The sequence below is a fragment of the Brachybacterium nesterenkovii genome, from assembly GCF_900163655.1.
Classification (GTDB): domain Bacteria; phylum Actinomycetota; class Actinomycetes; order Actinomycetales; family Dermabacteraceae; genus Brachybacterium; species Brachybacterium nesterenkovii.
Genome location: NZ_FWFG01000064.1, coordinates 99,212 through 114,816, shown reverse-complemented (window position 1 = coordinate 114,816; position 15,605 = coordinate 99,212). Strand labels below are relative to the sequence as shown.

Here is a 15,605-nt window from a genome sequence, read left to right as displayed (position 1 = left end):
GGGCGAATCTGTGATGGGCCACGGCCCGAGGGCCGGGCAGTCTCCTGATGAGGTCACCGAGGTGGGCCGGACGGTGTCGGCCGCACCGACCGGGCGGACAATTCAACGGGAAGACACCGCAAGCGGGCCAATTGCTTCGAGAGTCACACCCGGTTCGATACGACCGACATCCATCCTGACCGGCCAGTCCCAGACCAGCCAGATCCAGACTCACAGATCGCCTCGGTGGGCCCGTTGGAGGTGCTGGGCCGGTCGAAGTACGCGAGGATGTCGGCGGCGCGTTGCTTCATGGTGCGGCCGAGCTTGCGGATCTCCACGAGCGCCGCGGGAACCCCGGTGGTGATCGTGGCGATCACCGCCTGCATGGCCTGCCTGGCCTTCTTCTTGTCGGGTTCCCGGTAGGCGGCGACGATGCGCTGGTAGATGCCCCAGGTCGCCTCGACCTCGACGTGCTCCTCGCTCGCGAACACTGCGTCCAGGCGTGCCCGCTGCTTGTCGGTGAGCAGGCTCGCCCCGGTGTGCAGGGTGCGGCGGGCTTTGTAGAGCGGGTCGCCCTTGAGCCCGCGGTGACCGGTGGTGTCTTGCTGGACCCGACGCCGGCAGACATCCAGCGCGTCGCCGGCGAGGCGGACCACGTGGAACGGGTCCATGACGGGGACGGCGTCGGGGAGTTCCTCGGCGGCAGCGGTCTTGAACCCGGCGAAGCCGTCCATCGCGACCACCTCGATCCGCTTCGCCCAGTCCGCAGGGCGGGCGGCGAGCCACTGCTTGAAGACGGACTTGGAGCGGCCTTCGATCATGTCCAGCAAGCGCGCGGGGCCGGTTTTCTCGCGGGCGGGCGTGAGGTCGATGATCACGGTGACGTACTTGTCGCCGAATCGGGTGTGTCGCCAGACGTGCTCGTCGACGCCGATCGTGGTGACCCCGTCGAACCGGGCCGGGTCGTCGATGAGGCGCCGCTTGCCTTCGGCGAGGATCGCGGTGTTCGCGGTGTGCCACGACACCCCGAGACCGGCGGCGGCGCGCGAGACGGTGAGGTGGTCGACCACGATCGCAGTGAGTGCCCACCCGATCCCGCCGCGGGAGATCTTCGCCCGGGGCGCGGCCGCCTTCGACGTGTCCTGCCGCCAGGTGCGGCGGCAGGACACGCACCGGTAGCGGCGCACCCGGATTAGCAGCGTCGTCGGCCGGTGCCCGAACGGTTCATGCGCCAGCGGGCGCGTCACCGTGTCCCGTGGCGCGCCCTCGGCGCCGCACTTCCGACACCACGGGTCGTCCTCGACGACGCGGCACTCGATCACCGCCCGATCTGGCTCGAGACGCTGCCCAACGACCTCGAGGCCGAGCTCGTCGAGACGGCAGAACGTGGTCAGGTCGGGCGCGGCGAAGGTAGCGTGGTGCAAGTCGAGGTCTTCCGGCGGATGAGCAGTGTAGGAACTTCCATCTTGGAAGACCTCGACGTCTATCCACGAACCAGCCGCCCACCCCCGACTACACCGTCAACTGCGAAGAGCCGGAAAAGCTCTCGGGGATTGCTCCGGGAAAACGGGAATCGAATACCCGCCGGGGGTTCCGCACGAGGCCATCGGGCGTTCAGTCCCGCGGGCCGACGCCCCCGCCGCTCTCGTGCCGCTGCTCCCATTCCCGCTCCGCGGCCCGCTCGGCCTCGCGCTCGCGGCGGTCGGCCCGCAGGAGCGCGCGCATGACGAACCAGAACGCCAGACCCGTGAGGATTGGCGGGACGAGCGAGCCGAGCTCGTAGAGCAGCTCCATCTCAGGCCTCCGGCTTGACCAGCGGGAAGAGGATGGTGTCGCGGATGCCCAGGCCGGTCAGGGCCATGAGCAGGCGGTCCATGCCCATGCCCATGCCGCCGGTGGGCGGGAGCGCGTGCTCCATGGCCTCGAGGAAGTCCTCGTCCAGGCGCATGGCCTCGTCATCGCCCTGGGCCGCGAGGCGGGCCTGCTGCTCGAAGCGCTCGCGCTGGATCACGGGGTCCACGAGCTCGGAGTAGCCGGTGGCCAGCTCGAAGCCGCGCACGTACAGGTCCCACTTCTCGACGACGCCCGGCACGGAGCGGTGCGCGCGCACCAGCGGGCTCGTCTCCACCGGGAAGTCCCGCACGAAGGTGGGGCGGTGGAGGTCGTCGCCGACGCGGTGCTCGAAGAGCTCCTCGACGAGCTTGCCGTGCCCGTACTTGGGGTGGTCGAGATCGAGGTCGAGGGAGCGGGCGATCGCGCGCAGCTCCTCGACGCTCGTCTCCGGCGTGATCTCCTGCCCGAGGGACTGCGAGAGAGAGCCGTAGACGGTGATCTGCTCCCATTCTCCCGAGAGGTCGTACTCGCTGCCGTCGGCGAGCGTGACGATCTCCGATCCGGTGGCGCGCCGCGCCGCCTCCTGGACCAGCTCGCGGGTGAGGACGCCGATGGAGTCGTAATCGCCGTAGGCCTGATAGGCCTCGAGCATCGCGAACTCCGGGGAATGCGTGGAATCGGCGCCCTCATTGCGGAAGTTGCGGTTGATCTCGAAGACGCGCTCGAGACCGCCGACGGCCGCGCGCTTGAGGTACAGCTCCGGGGCGATGCGCAGGAAGACGTCGATGTCGAAGGCGTTCATGTGCGTCACGAACGGGCGGGCGGCGGCGCCGGACGGGATCACCTGGAGCATCGGCGTCTCGATCTCCACGAAGTCCCGCTCGGCGAAGGACTCGCGCAGGGACGTCATGACCTTCGAGCGCAGGCGCACGGTGTCGCGGGCCTCCTGGCGGACGATGAGGTCGACGTAGCGGCGCCGCACCCGCGACTCCTCCGACAGCCCGGCGTGCAGCACGGGCAGCGGGCGCACGGCCTTGGCGGCCATCTGCCAGGCGTCGGCGAAGACGCTCAGCTCGCCGCGGCGGGAGCTGCCGACGCGGCCGTGGAAGAAGACGTGGTCGCCGAGGTCGACGTCGGCCTTGAACGCCGCGAGGCGCTCCTCGCCGACCTCCTTCAGGCTCAGCATGACCTGCACCCGCTCCCCCGCGCCGTCCTGGACGGCGGCGAAGCAGAGCTTGCCGGTGTTGCGGATGAACACGACGCGCCCGGCGATGCCGACGACGTCCTGGGTCTCCTCGCCGGCCTCGAGATGCCCGTAGGCCTCGCGGACGTGGGAGATGGTGTCGGTGACGGGCACGGAGACCGGATAGGCCTCCTCCCCGCGCTCGAGCAGGCGCTCGCGCTTGGCCCGGCGGACGGCGATCTGGTCGGAGGTGTCGAGGACCTCGTGATCTGCCGCGGCGGCGTCGGTCGCGGCGGGGGCTCGGTGCTGGGCGTCGCTCATGGGAGCGATTGTCTCAAACGGTCGCCGCGGGACGGCGTCCGGGAGCCTCAGGCCTCTGTCGCCTCTGCCACAGTGGAGTCGAGCAGACGGGTGCCCTCGACGCGCGCGGCGAGCACGACGAGCACCTCCCCACGGTAGGACTCGTCGATGGGCTCGAAGGTGGCGGGGTCCACGGCGGCGGCGTAGTTCCAGGTGAGCCCGGGGGCGCCGGCCTCCGAGGCGAGCGCGGCGAGGATGCCGGAGGCGCTGGGCGCGGCGGCCTCGACGGCGCGGACGGTGCGCGACAGCGCGAGGGCCTGCTCGCGCCCGGTGGCGGAGAGGTACACGTTGCGGCTCGAGCGCGCGAGGCCCTCCGGCTCGCGCTGGATGGCGACGGGCTCGATGCGGCAGGGGATGTCGAGGTCGGCGACGAGGCGCTGGACGAGCGCGAGCTGCTGGGCGTCCTTGCGGCCGAAGACCGCGACGTCGGGCCGGACGAGCTGCAGGAGCTTGGTGACGACGGTCGCGACCCCGGCGAAGTGCCCGGGCCGGAACTCGCCCTCGAGCACGGTGCCGAGCCTCCCGACGGCGACCGAGACGAGCGGCGGCAGCACGGGGTACATCTCCTCGACGGCGGGGGCGAAGACGATGTCGGCGAGGCCGGCGACGCGGGCGACGTCGGCCGCGAGGTCGCGCGGGTAGGCGTCGAAGTCCTCGTGGGGGCCGAACTGCAGGGGGTTGACGAAGTCCGTGACCACGACGGCGCCTTCGTCGCCCGCGACCTCGCGGGCCCGGCGGACGAGCGCGACGTGCCCGTCGTGCAGGGCGCCCATCGTCATGACGACCACGACCGGGCCGATCAAAGCGGCGCGGCGCGCACGCAGCTCGGCCTTGGTGGTGATGAGCTGGGCGGTGGCGGGTGCGGTCACGACGGGTCCTCCTGGTCTGCCTGTCCCGCCTCCGCGGCGGGCTCGGGCGACAGGATCCTACGGACGCGGGCCTCGTCCTGCGCGCTCAGTCCCGCCCGGGCGAGGGCCGCGAGGGCGAGGGCGCGGTAGGTGTCGGCCACATCACCCGGCTGGGTGCTCCCCCGGGAGGCGTCGGCCTCGGCGATCGCCTCCAGGTGGGCGGCGACGGTGCCGCTGTCGCCGCGCCGCACGGGACCGGTGAGCGCCGCGGCCCCGCGGCGCAGGGACTCCTCGAGCGCGGCGGTGAGCAGCGGGCGCAGGTACTCCCCCGGGTCCACGATGCCGATCTGGGCCAGCAGGGCTCGCGCCTGGGCGACGAGGGCGACGAGGTGGTTGGCGCCGTGGGAGAGCGCCGCGTGGTAGAGCGGGCGGTCGGCCTCGGCGATGGGCACGGGCTCGCCGCCGATCTCGACGACGAGCGCGTGGGCGATCGCCTCGGCGCCGCCGCGGGCGGTGACGCCGAAGGGGCAGCCGATCAGGCGCGGGAGGTCCGCGGCGGTGCCGGTGAACGTCATGGCGGGGTGCATCGCGATCACGGTCGATCCGCGCTCGGCGAGCGGGGCGAGGACCCCGGTGCCGTGCGCCCCGGAGACATGGACGAACACCTGCCCGCCGGGGACCGCGTCGACGGCGGCGAGCCCGGCGGCGAGCGGTCCGAGCTGGTCGTCGGGGACGGCCAGGAGCACGAGCTCGGCGCGCTCGACGATCGTCTCGGGCCCGAGGATCGGGACGCCGGGCAGCAGGGCGGCGGCGCGCTCGCGGGAGGCCGCGGAGACGGCGCTCGCGCCGACGATCGCGTGGCCCTCGGCGCGCAGCGCGGCCCCGAGGACCGCGCCGACGCGGCCGGCGCCGATGATCCCGATGCCCAGGCGGGGCGCGGCGCTCATGCGGCGACCGCCCCGGCCGGCTCCTGCGGCAGCCCTCGCCGCGGCCGCAGCCACGTCTCCTGCTCCCCGTAGCGCCGGCCGCAGGCAGCATCGACGGCGAGCTCGGAGGCGAGCGCCTCGATGCTCGCGAGGGGCAGTCCCTCGACCAGGACGCTGGCCCCGGCGACGGCGATCGACAGGTCGGCGGCGCCGAGCGCGCGGCCCAGGAGCCCTTGGGTCACGAAGACGCCCTGGATGCGCTCGCGCGGGATGATCTCGAGAGAATGGGTGATGATCCCGCGCCGGACGGCGATCGCGTGGGGCAGCAGCACGACGGCCTGGGTGCGGCGCTTGATCCACAGCAGCGGGTGGACGGCCCGGTGGCCCGCGAGCGAGCGGGCCGGGCTCGTGAGCAGGGCGCGCGCGGCCGCGAGATCGTCGTCGGTGCCCAGCGGCGTCATGAGGCAGTCCAGGGTGCGGCCGAGCTCCTCGCGGGTGCCGACGGGCAGGACGGAGCCGGCGCTGTTGGTCTCGCCGATCTCCTCGCCGATGCCGGCGACGGTGGCCCGGGCGGCCACCCAGTCGGGTCCGCGCCACAGCAGGGTCTGGGACAGGGCGATCTTCTGGATGCGTCCGGGGGCGATGGCGTCGGTGCGGGTGTTCAGCAGCCCGCGCCGCATCCGCAGCCCGCGCTCGGTGAGCCGGGCGACGAAGCCCCAGCCGCTCTCGACACGGCGGAACAGCATCTGCGGGGCCAGCAGGAGCGCCGGGAGCAGCCCGGCGAGGGCGCCGACGCTCAGGCCCTCGTCTCCGAAGAGCAGATCCGCACCGATCACCGCGACGGCCCACACGATCGTCACCGCGAGCCCGATCAGCAGGCCGAGGTCGCGCAGGAGCGAGTGCAGGAGGCGGCTCGTGGGGACGGTCGCGATCTCCTCGCCGTCGGTCACGCCGTCGTAGGCGAAGGACCGCACCGCGTCGACGTCGAGGGATCGGGGGGACCGCGCCGCCGCCTCCTCGGGAGCCCCGGTCCCGGGTCCCGCGCTGTGGAGCTCCGCGCTGTCGGGCCCCGCTTCCGGGGCCTGCGCCTGCTGCGCGGCCCGCAGGATCTCCCGGCGCAGGGTCTCGGCGTCGCCGGAGGCCACGTAGGCGATGTCCAGGTGGGAGTCGGAGCCCCCGGCGACCTCGACCCGCACCTTCGCGAGCCCAAGGATGCGCGGCACCAGGGGCCGCTCGATGGAGACGGAGTCGATGCGGTCGCGCGGCGCGGACCGGCGCGTGAGGGTCAGCAGGCCCGACCGCAGCGTCACGCCGTCCTCGTCCACCTCGTACGTGGTGCGCCACCAGCTGAGGGCGCTGACGAGGATCGACAGCACGAGGACCCCGACGAGCACGGCGAGGGCGATGAGCGCGCGCCGGACCGAGAACTCCTCGACCAGCTGCGCGATGTTCTGGATGGAGACGACGGCGACGATGCCCGCGAGGACTCGCCAGCCGGTCAGCAGCGGGGTGAGCGGATGCGTCCGTCGCGGCGCGACGATCCCGTCGATCTGCGTGTCCGCGGGGTTCACAGCGACTGCATCCGGTCGATGCCGCGGGCGGCGAGCAGCGCGCGCAGGCGCTCGGCCTCCTCGCGCGGGAGGCCGGGGATGTCGGCGTCCGCGGCGGTCGCCGCGGTCGAGAGCGAGAGGCTGGCCAGGCCGAAGCGGCGCTGGATCGGCCCCTCGGAGACCTCGACGGACTGCACGCGGCCGTAGGGCGTGACCGTGACCGAGCGCAGCATGAGCCCCTTGGCGACCACCAGGTCGTCCTCGCGGTCGAGGTAGCCGATCGCGCGGACGCGGCGCCCGGTGAGCAGGATCCACTGCGCGGCGATCACCAGCGGGAGCAGCGCGATCAAGTGCATCCACCACAGGTCCGCGAGGACCCCGACGACCACGCAGCCGACGGCGGCGGCCAGCAGGATCGCGCACGGGATCGCCGCGGCCAGGCGGCGGGCGGGGATCAGGCGCGGGGAGACCGGCTTCAGGCCCTCGGCTCCCAGGCGGACGGCAGGCGCAGGAGTGTCGGGAGCGGGAGCGGCGGGAGCGGGAGCGGCGGCGTCGCCGCCGAGGGGGTCGGGGATCGTGCTCATGGCTCCATCGTCGCAGGCGCGCCGCCCGCGAGGTGCCGACGCAGGGCCAGAAGCGCCCGACGATCGTCGATCGCTGCTGCGCGCTCCCGGGCCCGCGGGTCCCGTCGCGGTCCCGTCGCGTCAGGCGGTGGTGCCCTCGGTGTCGGCCGCGCCGCCGCCGTCCTCCGGCGGCAGCGTCCCCCAGCGCTCGACGATGATCCCGACGATCCCCAGGACCAGGCCGCCGAGGGCGGCGAAGGCCGTGGGCAGGATCGCCCGGACGAGGTCCCCGCCGCCGGGGCCGACCAGATGCAGCGCCTGGCCCGCGAAGAGGCCCGCGACGATCGCCCCGGTGATCGCGGCCGATCGTGCGAGCAGGATCGTCCGGTAGGCCGTGGGCAGGTCGAGCTGGTGGCGGCGCGGCGCGAGCGTGGGCGTCAGGCGCCGCTCCTCGGACTCGCGCAGGTAGCGGCGCATCGGGAGGCCCAGGGCGAGGAGCACGCCGGCGAGGGCGAGCAGGACGATGCCGGACAGCCAGCCGGCGACGGGCACCGCGGCGCCGCTCGAGGCGACGGCGGCCGACAGCGCCGCGCCGATGACGCCCGAGACGAGCAGCACGACGGCGAGCATCGGGATCGAGAGGGGTCTCATGCCGGGCCGCCCCTCATGACAGTCCCCAGGGCCGCACGCCCGCCCGATCCGGTGCCGCGCGCAGCAGGTCCGCGACCCGGCCGCGAGCAGGCAGGACGTCATCGGGGCGGACGGCCGCCCACGGGGCCAGGACGAAGGCCCGCTCGTGGGCGCGCGGGTGCGGGAGGGTCAGCTCCTCGTCGTCCTGGATCAGGTCCCCCCAGGCGATGACGTCGACGTCGAGAGTGCGCGGGCCCCAGCGGAGGGTGCGGACGCGCTGGGCGTCCGCCTCGATCGTCCGGGCCAGCTCGAGCAGCTCCCACGGTCCGCGGGTGGTCCGCAGCCCTGCGACGGTATTGGCGAAGTCGTCCTGCTCGACGCCGCCGACGGGGTCTGTCTCCACGACGGTGCCGCGCCAGGCGATCTCGACGCCCTCGGCCTGGCCGAGCAGGGCGAGCGCCCGCTCGAGGTGCGCGAGGCGGTCGCCGAGGTTCGAGCCGAGCGCGATGACGGCGTCGACGGGGGCGGCCTCGCGGCGGATCCGCACGGCCACGTCCACGAAGGGCAGGCCGATGGGGGCGCTCGGCTTGTGGACGGCGACCTCGACGGCCCTCACCAGCGGATGCGCCTCGAGCACGGCCGCGGCGATGCGCTCGGCGAGGGTCTCGATGAGGTCGAGGCTCTCCCCGCCGACGATCCCGGCGGCCAGATGCGCGACGTCCGCGTAGCTCACGGTGCGGCGCAGGTCGTCCCGCGCCGCGGCGGGCGCGGTGGAGAGCTCGAGGGCGATGTCGAGGCCGAAGTCGTGGCCGTCGATCTTCTCCTGCGGCAGGACGCCGTGCCGGCCGTGGACGCGCAGGCCCGTCAGCTCGATGCGGTCGCGGCGCAGCGACGGCAGGGGCACGGCGAGCACCTCCATCAGGCGTGCTCCCGCAGGGCCGCGGCGACGGCCACGGCGGCGACCGAGCCGGGGACGTCGTGGACGCGCACGCACCAGGCACCGTGCAGGGCGCTGTACGCGCTGATGGCCGCGGTCGCATGGTCGCGGTCGACCGCGAGCTCCTCGGTGAAGAGGGCCTGGACGAAGCGCTTGCGGGAGGCGCCGATGAGGAGCGGCAGGTCGAAGGCCTCCATCTGCTCCCAGCGGGCCAGCACCTCCCAGTTGCTCGCGCCGTTCTTGGCGAAGCCGAGCCCGGGGTCGGCGACGATCCGATCGCGCTCGATGCCGTCGGCCACGAGCGCGTCGATCCGCTCACCGAGCTCGCGGGCGGTGTCCGCGGCGACGTCGTCGTAGACGTCCCGGGCGACCATGACGTCGCTGTGCCCGCGCCAGTGCATGGCGACGTACACGGGCGGCTCGCCGAGCCGGGTGCGGGCCCGGGCGCAGGTGGTGCCCATCGCGGGATCGGCGAGGCCGCCGGAGACGTCGTTGATGATGATCGCTCCGGCCTTGACGGACTCCTCGGCCACGACGGCGCGCATCGTGTCGACGCTCACGCAGATGCCCTCGGCGCTCAGCGCGCGCACCGCGGGGATCACGCGGGCCAGCTCGTCCTCCGCGCTCACCCGCGCGGCGCCCGGCCGGGTCGACTCGCCGCCGATGTCGATGATCGCCGCGCCCTGGGCGGCGAGGCGCCGACCGTGCTCGAGGGCGTCGGCGGGGGCCAGATGCGCTCCGCCGTCCGAGAAGGAGTCGGCGGTGATGTTGAGGATCCCCATCACGAGGGTGTCCTCGCGCGCGGCGAGATGGGGCGGCAGCCCGGCGGGGTGCCGGACGGCCGGGACGGGCGGGGGCGCCGGTGCGGACGTCATCGTTGCGGACGTCATCGCCTCAGCCCCGCAGGATGAGGCTCATGGCCTCGGCTCGGGTCGCGCCCTCGCGCAGCTGGCCGCGGACGGCGGAGGTGACGGTGCGCGCGCCCTGGGCCCGGGCCCCGCGCATGGACATGCACATGTGCTCGGCCTCGACGACGACGATCGCGCCGCCTGCGTGCAGCTCGGCCATGAGCGCGTCGGCGATCTCGGTGGTCAGGCGCTCCTGGACCTGGGGGCGCCGGGCGAGCAGGTCGACGACGCGCGCGAGCTTGGACAGTCCCGTCACGGTGCCTCCGGAGGGGATGTAGCCGACGTGGGCGACGCCGAAGAACGGCAGCAGGTGGTGCTCGCACATCGAGTGGAAGCGGATGTCCCGCACGAGGACGAGCTCGTCGTGGTCGATCTCGAAGTGCGTCGCGAGCGGCTCATGGGCGTCGGCCCCGATCCCCGCGAACACCTCGGCGTACATGCGCGCGACCCGTCCGGGCGTCTTGACGAGGCCGTCGCGCTCGGGGTCCTCCCCGATCGCGACGAGGATCTCCCGGACGGCGGCCTCGATGCGCGCCTGGTCCACCACGGCCCTCAGAACCCCTGCCCCGGCGCGCCGGGGATCTGCGGCCCGGTGTCGCCGCCCGGCTGGGGCAGCTCGGAGCCGCCGGGCACGAGGGGCTCGCCGGCGTCGGCGGACTCGTCGCCCTCGGCGCGGGGATCGCCGCCGACCAGGGGGGCCCGGAAGACGGGGCGGTCCTGGGAGGACTGCCACACGTCGCGCGCGGGGCGCTTGCGGACGTCGCGGAAGATCTCCGCGAGCTGGCCCTCGTTCAGGGTCTCCTTCTCGAGGAGCTCGACCACCAGGCGGTCCAGCACGTCGCGGTTCTCGGAGATGATCGCCCACGCCTCGTCGAGGGCGGAGTCCATGAGGCGGCGCACCTCCTCGTCGATGAGCGCGCGGGTCTTGTCGGAGACCTGCTGATCCTGGCCGGTCTGCATGCCGACGAAGACCTCGTCCTGGCCGCTGCCGTAGAACACCTGGCCCACGCGGTCGCTCATGCCCAGCTGGGTGACCATCGTGCGGGCGATCTTCGTGGCGTTCTGCAGGTCGCTGCCGGGGCCGGTGGTGACGTCGTGGAAGATGCCCTCCTCGACCGCGTAGCCGCCCATCGCGTAGGCGAGGCGGTCCAGGAGCTCGTTGCGGCTCTGGTAGTTGCGGTCCTGGGTGGGGACGACCATCGTGTAGCCGCCGGCCTGGCCGCGCGGCAGGATCGTCACCTTCTGGACGGGGGCGCTGTTGCGCAGGGCCGCGGCGACCACGGCGTGGCCGCCCTCGTGGTACGCGGTCATCTGCCGCTCGCGCTCCGTCATCACCTTGGAGTAGCGCTGCGGGCCCATCGAGACGCGGTCGATCGCCTCGTCCAGCGCCCGGTTGTCGATGATCTGGTTGCCGGAGCGGGCCGTCAGCAGGGCGGCCTCGTTGAGGACGTTGGCAAGGTCCGCGCCGGACATGCCGACGGAGCGGCGGGCGATGGCCTCGAGGTCGACGTCCGCGGCCAGCGGCTTGCCCTGCGCGTGGACCTTCAGGATCTGCAGGCGGCCCTTCATATCGGGCGCGCCCACGGCGATCTGGCGGTCGAAGCGGCCCGGGCGCAGCAGCGCGGGGTCGAGGATGTCGACGCGGTTGGTCGCGGCGATGAGAATGACGTTCTGGTTGGGGTCGAAGCCGTCCATCTCGACGAGCATCTGGTTGAGCGTCTGCTCGCGCTCGTCGTGGCCGCCGCCCATGCCGGCGCCGCGGTGGCGTCCGACGGCGTCGATCTCGTCGATGAAGATGATCGCGGGGGCGTTCTCCTTGGCGGTGGAGAACAGGTCGCGCACGCGGGAGGCGCCGACGCCGACGAACATCTCGACGAAGTCGGAGCCGGAGATCGAGTAGAACGGCACGTTGGCCTCGCCCGCGACGGCGCGCGCGAGCAGCGTCTTGCCGGTGCCGGGAGGGCCGTACAGGAGCACGCCCTTGGGGATCTTGGCGCCCACGGCCTGGTACTTCTCCGGGGCGATGAGGAACTGCTTGATCTCGTCGAGCTCCTCGACGGCCTCCTCGGCGCCCGCGACGTCCGCGAACGTGACCTTCGGGGACTCCTTGTTGAAGAGCTTGGCCTTGGACTTGCCGAACTGCATGGCGCGGCCGCCGCCCTGGGCGTTCATGATGAGGAACCAGAACAGGCCGAAGAAGAGAAGCAGAGGCAGGAAGGAGATCGCGAGCGTCGACAGCCATGAGCTGGTGGCGATCGAGTCGGTGTACCCGCCCTCGAGGTCGGCCTTGCTCACCGCGTCGACCACCTGCTCGCCGCGGGCGGTGACGTAGCTGAACTGGACCTTGGTGCCCTTGTCCCCCATCGGCTGCTTCAGCACGAGGTCCACGCGCTGCTGGTTGCCGTCGATGATCTCGGCTTCCTTGACCTTGCCGTCGGCCAGGAGCTGCAGGCCCTGCTCCGTGTCGATCTGCTGGAAGCCGTCACGGCCCAGGAGGCCGAACAGCAGCAGCCCCATGAGGAGCGCCGCGATCACCCAGGTGACGGGTCCGGCGAGCGGCGAGCGCTTCTTGGTCTTCTCGGTGCGGGCCATGTATCAGTCCTCGTAGACGGAGCGCTTGAGCACCCCGACATAGGGCAGGTTGCGGTAGGTCTCGGCGAAGTCCAGGCCGTAGCCGACCACGAACTCGTTGGGGATGTCGTAGCCGACGTAGCGGACGTCGATCTCGACGCGCGCGGCCTCGGGCTTGCGCAGCAGGGTGCAGATCTCGACGCTGCGGGGACCGCGCGAGCGCAGGTTCGACAGCAGCCAGGAGAGGGTGAGCCCGGAGTCGATGATGTCCTCGACGATGAGGACGTGGCGGTCGGTGATGTCGGTGCCGAGATCCTTGAGGATCCGCACGACGCCGGAGGACTTGGTGCCCGAGCCGTAGGACGAGACCGCCATCCAATCCATCTCGGTGCGCAGGTCGATGCGGCGGGCGAGGTCCGCCATCACCATGACGGCGCCCTTGAGGACGCCCACCAGGATCGGCGGCTCCTCGGCGTAGTCGGCGGCGATCTGCGCGCCGAGCTCGGTCAGGCGCTGCTCGATCTCCTCGGCCGACAGCAGGACCTTCTCGACGTCGTCGTGGAGGCTCGGGGCACCCGAGCCCGCGGCGGGCGAAGACGATGTGGTGGACACGCGAGGCTCCTCGGTGGTGGGGGTTCGGCGCCCTCCGTCAGCGACGGCGGGCCTGCTGCGCTCCGGGCTCGGCAGGGGCGCGGCGCCAGACGAGCAGTCCCTCGCGGCGAGCGAGCACGATCCTACCCGGAAGGGTGAGAGGACCCTGACCGTGCCATGAGACGAGCAGGGCGTCCATCTCGAGCACCTGGCGGCGAACGAGGGACTTGTCGGACGGGGCCCCGCCGAGGCTCGCCGCGAGGCGGGCGGCGTCCCGCAGGACACGGGTGCGGATCGCCGCCGGGTGCGCGGCCAGGGCATGGGCATCGAGCGCGAGCAGGGAATCCTGCGCGAGCAGGGGATCCTGCGAGGGCACGGCGTCGTGCGCGACGGGCTCCGGGGCGACCTCGCGCCGCAGGGACTCGAGGGCCGCGGCCGCCTCCGCATCGAGCATCTGCGCGTCGGGGCGCACGAGGTCCGCGCTGCGGGCGAGGTTCTCGTCGATCTGCTCGCCGAGCGCCTCGCGCAAGAGCGGCATGACGCGGTGGCGCACCCGGGAGCGCAGGAACGCGTCGTCGGCGTTCATCGGGTCCTCCCACCACTCGACGTCGTGGAGGCGGCAGATCTCCTCGGTGTCGCGTCGTCGCAGCGCGCTCGTCTCGTCGCGGCCGGTGCCCAGGAAGGGGCGCAGCCAGGGGCCGCGCGCCGGGGCGATGCCGGCCAGGGCGCGGGGACCGGCCCCGCGGGCCAGCGCCATGAGCACCTGCTCGGCCTGGTCGTCGAGGGTGTGGCCCAGCAGGATCGCGAGGGCCCCGCGGTCCTCGCGGACCTCCTCGAGCAGGGCGCGGCGCGCGTCCCGGGCCGCGTTCTCGAGGCCTCCGGCGCGGTCGGCGCCGATCTGCGCTCGCCGCACGTGGGCGCGCTGGGCGCCGAGGCGCTCGCTCGCGGCGGCCGCCCGCTCGGCGACCTCGGCGGAGCCGTCCTGGAGGCCGTGGTCGACGATCACGGCCTCGGTCTCGAGCCCCATCCGGGCCCCGACCCAGGCGGTCGTGGCCAGCAGCGCGAGGGAGTCGGCCCCGCCGCTCACGCCCACGACGAGCCGGGGCGCCATGCCCTGGGGGTCGGTGCGGTCGGCGAGGTCCTCGAGGCGCGCGGCGAGCGCGGCGCGGACGGCGGTGCGGGCGCGCGCGACGACGGGGGGCGGTCCGGCCATCAGCGACCGGAGACAATCTCGGTGGCGATCGCGTCGACGGCGGCCTTCGCCTCGACGCCCGAGGACGGCTCGAAGGAGTGGACCACGATCGAGAACGCGACGGGGCGGCCGTCGGGCAGGGCGGCGATGCCCACGAGGGTGGAGGTGCCGCCGAGGTAGCCGGTCTTGCCGCGCACGAGGCCGCGCCCGAGGGCGTCCTCGGGGTCGGTGAAGCGCTCCTCGAGCGTCCCCGTGAGCCCGGCGATGGGGACGGAGCTGAGCAGCTCGCGCTGATCGGCCGAGGTACCGGCGGCGTCGAGCTCGGCGACGACGCCGGCGAGCAGCGCGGGGGGGACCCGGTCGTCGACGGCCAGGCCGCACACGTCCTTCAGGTCCAGTCCGTCGGCGACGATCCCCTTCTCCGCGGCGAGGTCGGTGATCTCGGCCTGGACGGCGCGGGCGGCGCCCTCGGGCGTCGCCTCCTCGCCGCGGGCGATCGCGACGAGCCGTCCGAGCACCTCGGCGGTCGTGTTGTCGGAGGTCAGCAGCGTGTGCTCGACCAGGTCGGACAGCGGGGCGGAGCGGATCTCGTCGCGCTGGCCGCCCTCGGGGGCCGGGGCGCGCTCGACGGAGCCGGTGACGGTGACGCCGCGCTCGGTCAGCAGGCGCGAGAAGAGGTTCGCGGCGTCCATCGTGGGGTCGGGCGATTTGCGGCCGTACTCGTCCGCGTCGAGCCAGCCCTCGTCCACCGCGAGCGCGGCCGTCGGGGCGACCCAGCCGCCGTCGGGACCGTTGGAGCCCCACGCCGGATTGATGCCGCCGTCGAACAGGGTGTCGTCGAGGCGCAGCGCCACGGGCGCTCCCCCGCTGTCGCGGACGCGCGCGGCCGCGAGATCGGCCAGGCGCCCCAGGCTCTCCTCGGTCAGGCGCATGTCCCCGCCGCCGACGAGCGTGAGGGTGCCGCCGTCCAGGACGGTGGTGGTCGCGAGCGTGTCGTCCGCGTCGTGGGTGCGCATCACGGCGGTGGCGGTGAGCAGCTTGAGGGTGGAGGCGGGGGTGCGGGCGGTCTGCGCATCGCGCTGGGCCAGGACCTCGCCCGTCTCGGCGTCGACGACGGAGAAGGCGAGGTTCCCGGCGACGACCGGGTCGGCGGCATGGGCGTCGAGCCGCGCCTGGAGGTCCTGGGCCGCGGCGGCGTCGACGCCGGTGGCCGAGGCCGGGATGAGCGGCGAGGGGGCCACCCGCTCGTAGTCCTCGCCGACGGCGCGCGGGCGCGCGGTCGCCCCCTCGTCCCCGCCGTCGATCGTGAGGACCCCGGGGAACGCGTCGGCGAGGTCGCCGGCGACGTAGAAGCCCGCGGGCAGCGCGATGCACATCGCGATCGCGATGCCCCGCCAGATGCCGTCGGCGCTCATGGTCCTCCTGTGCTCATCGTCCCGCAGTGCTCATCGTCCCGCTGTGCTCATCGTCCGGCTGCGCCCATGGTCCCAGCCGCTCAGGGCTGAGGGCGCGACCCCTCACGATAGAGTGTCCG

General features: G+C 73.5%; 14 protein-coding genes and 1 pseudogene. All 15 read right to left on the bottom strand.

Annotation, left to right across the window (positions count from 1 at the left end):
- Positions 1-215: 215 nt before the first annotated feature.
- Positions 216-1,403, bottom strand: a pseudogene (locus FM110_RS07525) (ISL3 family transposase); the annotation flags it as partial.
- 190 nt (positions 1,404-1,593) lie between these two features.
- The gene (locus FM110_RS07520) at positions 1,594-1,773 is read right to left on the bottom strand and encodes a hypothetical protein (protein WP_087104135.1); all 180 of its coding nucleotides are present in this window, start codon (positions 1,771-1,773) and stop codon (positions 1,594-1,596) included.
- Between the two features lies 1 nt (position 1,774).
- Entirely contained in the window at positions 1,775-3,316 is a 1,542-nt protein-coding gene (lysS, locus tag FM110_RS07515; RefSeq protein WP_087104133.1) for a lysine--tRNA ligase, read from the bottom strand.
- A 47-nt stretch (positions 3,317-3,363) separates the two neighbouring features.
- A complete protein-coding gene (gene panC / locus FM110_RS07510; RefSeq protein WP_087104131.1) occupies positions 3,364-4,224 on the bottom strand; it encodes a pantoate--beta-alanine ligase in 861 nt (286 codons plus the stop codon).
- On the bottom strand, positions 4,221-5,150 hold the full coding sequence (locus FM110_RS07505; RefSeq protein ID WP_087104155.1) for a Rossmann-like and DUF2520 domain-containing protein: 930 nt from the start codon (positions 5,148-5,150) through the stop codon (positions 4,221-4,223). Before FM110_RS07505 ends, panC begins: the two co-directional genes overlap by 4 nt.
- Positions 5,147-6,700, bottom strand: a complete 1,554-nt coding sequence (locus FM110_RS07500; protein ID WP_087104130.1) for a PH domain-containing protein — start codon at positions 6,698-6,700, stop codon at positions 5,147-5,149. Before FM110_RS07500 ends, FM110_RS07505 begins: the two co-directional genes overlap by 4 nt.
- The gene (locus FM110_RS07495; RefSeq protein ID WP_087104129.1) at positions 6,697-7,263 is read right to left on the bottom strand and encodes a PH domain-containing protein; all 567 of its coding nucleotides are present in this window, start codon (positions 7,261-7,263) and stop codon (positions 6,697-6,699) included. The genes FM110_RS07500 and FM110_RS07495 overlap by 4 nt, the downstream gene beginning before the upstream one ends.
- 120 nt (positions 7,264-7,383) lie before the next feature.
- On the bottom strand, positions 7,384-7,893 hold the full coding sequence (locus FM110_RS07490; protein ID WP_087104127.1) for a DUF3180 domain-containing protein: 510 nt from the start codon (positions 7,891-7,893) through the stop codon (positions 7,384-7,386).
- A 13-nt stretch (positions 7,894-7,906) separates the two neighbouring features.
- On the bottom strand, positions 7,907-8,791 hold the full coding sequence (gene folK, locus FM110_RS07485) for a 2-amino-4-hydroxy-6-hydroxymethyldihydropteridine diphosphokinase (RefSeq protein ID WP_087104125.1): 885 nt from the start codon (positions 8,789-8,791) through the stop codon (positions 7,907-7,909).
- Positions 8,791-9,684, bottom strand: a complete 894-nt coding sequence (folP, locus tag FM110_RS07480) for a dihydropteroate synthase (RefSeq protein WP_087104123.1) — start codon at positions 9,682-9,684, stop codon at positions 8,791-8,793. The genes folK and folP overlap by 1 nt, the downstream gene beginning before the upstream one ends.
- A gap of 19 nt (positions 9,685-9,703) precedes the next feature.
- The gene (gene folE, locus FM110_RS14550; protein WP_407641035.1) at positions 9,704-10,261 is read right to left on the bottom strand and encodes a GTP cyclohydrolase I FolE; all 558 of its coding nucleotides are present in this window, start codon (positions 10,259-10,261) and stop codon (positions 9,704-9,706) included.
- 8 nt (positions 10,262-10,269) lie between these two features.
- Complete coding sequence (gene ftsH / locus FM110_RS14545; RefSeq protein ID WP_143276309.1) at positions 10,270-12,309, bottom strand: ATP-dependent zinc metalloprotease FtsH; 2,040 nt, start codon at positions 12,307-12,309, stop codon at positions 10,270-10,272.
- Positions 12,310-12,312: 3 nt separating this feature from the next.
- Entirely contained in the window at positions 12,313-12,900 is a 588-nt protein-coding gene (hpt, locus tag FM110_RS07470) for a hypoxanthine phosphoribosyltransferase (RefSeq protein ID WP_087104121.1), read from the bottom strand.
- Between the two features lie 37 nt (positions 12,901-12,937).
- The gene (gene tilS, locus FM110_RS07465) at positions 12,938-14,092 is read right to left on the bottom strand and encodes a tRNA lysidine(34) synthetase TilS (protein ID WP_087104119.1); all 1,155 of its coding nucleotides are present in this window, start codon (positions 14,090-14,092) and stop codon (positions 12,938-12,940) included.
- Positions 14,092-15,486, bottom strand: coding sequence for a D-alanyl-D-alanine carboxypeptidase/D-alanyl-D-alanine-endopeptidase (locus tag FM110_RS07460; protein ID WP_087104117.1), 1,395 nt, complete (start codon positions 15,484-15,486; stop codon positions 14,092-14,094). The genes tilS and FM110_RS07460 overlap by 1 nt, the downstream gene beginning before the upstream one ends.
- Between the last annotated feature and the right edge of the window lie 119 nt (positions 15,487-15,605).

Excerpts from the sequence above, each read along its gene's own strand:
- FM110_RS07520 (WP_087104135.1), bottom strand. The coding sequence starts at position 1,773 with ATGGAGCTGCTCTACGAGCTCGGCTCGCTCGTCCCGCCAATCCTCACG.
- lysS (WP_087104133.1), bottom strand. The coding sequence starts at position 3,316 with ATGAGCGACGCCCAGCACCGAGCCCCCGCCGCGACCGACGCCGCCGCG.
- FM110_RS07505 (WP_087104155.1), bottom strand. The coding sequence starts at position 5,150 with ATGAGCGCCGCGCCCCGCCTGGGCATCGGGATCATCGGCGCCGGCCGC.
- FM110_RS07495 (WP_087104129.1), bottom strand. The coding sequence starts at position 7,263 with ATGAGCACGATCCCCGACCCCCTCGGCGGCGACGCCGCCGCTCCCGCT.
- FM110_RS07490 (WP_087104127.1), bottom strand. The coding sequence starts at position 7,893 with ATGAGACCCCTCTCGATCCCGATGCTCGCCGTCGTGCTGCTCGTCTCG.
- folK (WP_087104125.1), bottom strand. The coding sequence starts at position 8,791 with ATGGAGGTGCTCGCCGTGCCCCTGCCGTCGCTGCGCCGCGACCGCATC.
- folP (WP_087104123.1), bottom strand. The coding sequence starts at position 9,684 with ATGACGTCCGCACCGGCGCCCCCGCCCGTCCCGGCCGTCCGGCACCCC.
- ftsH (WP_143276309.1), bottom strand. The coding sequence starts at position 12,309 with ATGGCCCGCACCGAGAAGACCAAGAAGCGCTCGCCGCTCGCCGGACCC.
- tilS (WP_087104119.1), bottom strand. The coding sequence starts at position 14,092 with ATGGCCGGACCGCCCCCCGTCGTCGCGCGCGCCCGCACCGCCGTCCGC.
- FM110_RS07460 (WP_087104117.1), bottom strand. The coding sequence starts at position 15,486 with ATGAGCGCCGACGGCATCTGGCGGGGCATCGCGATCGCGATGTGCATC.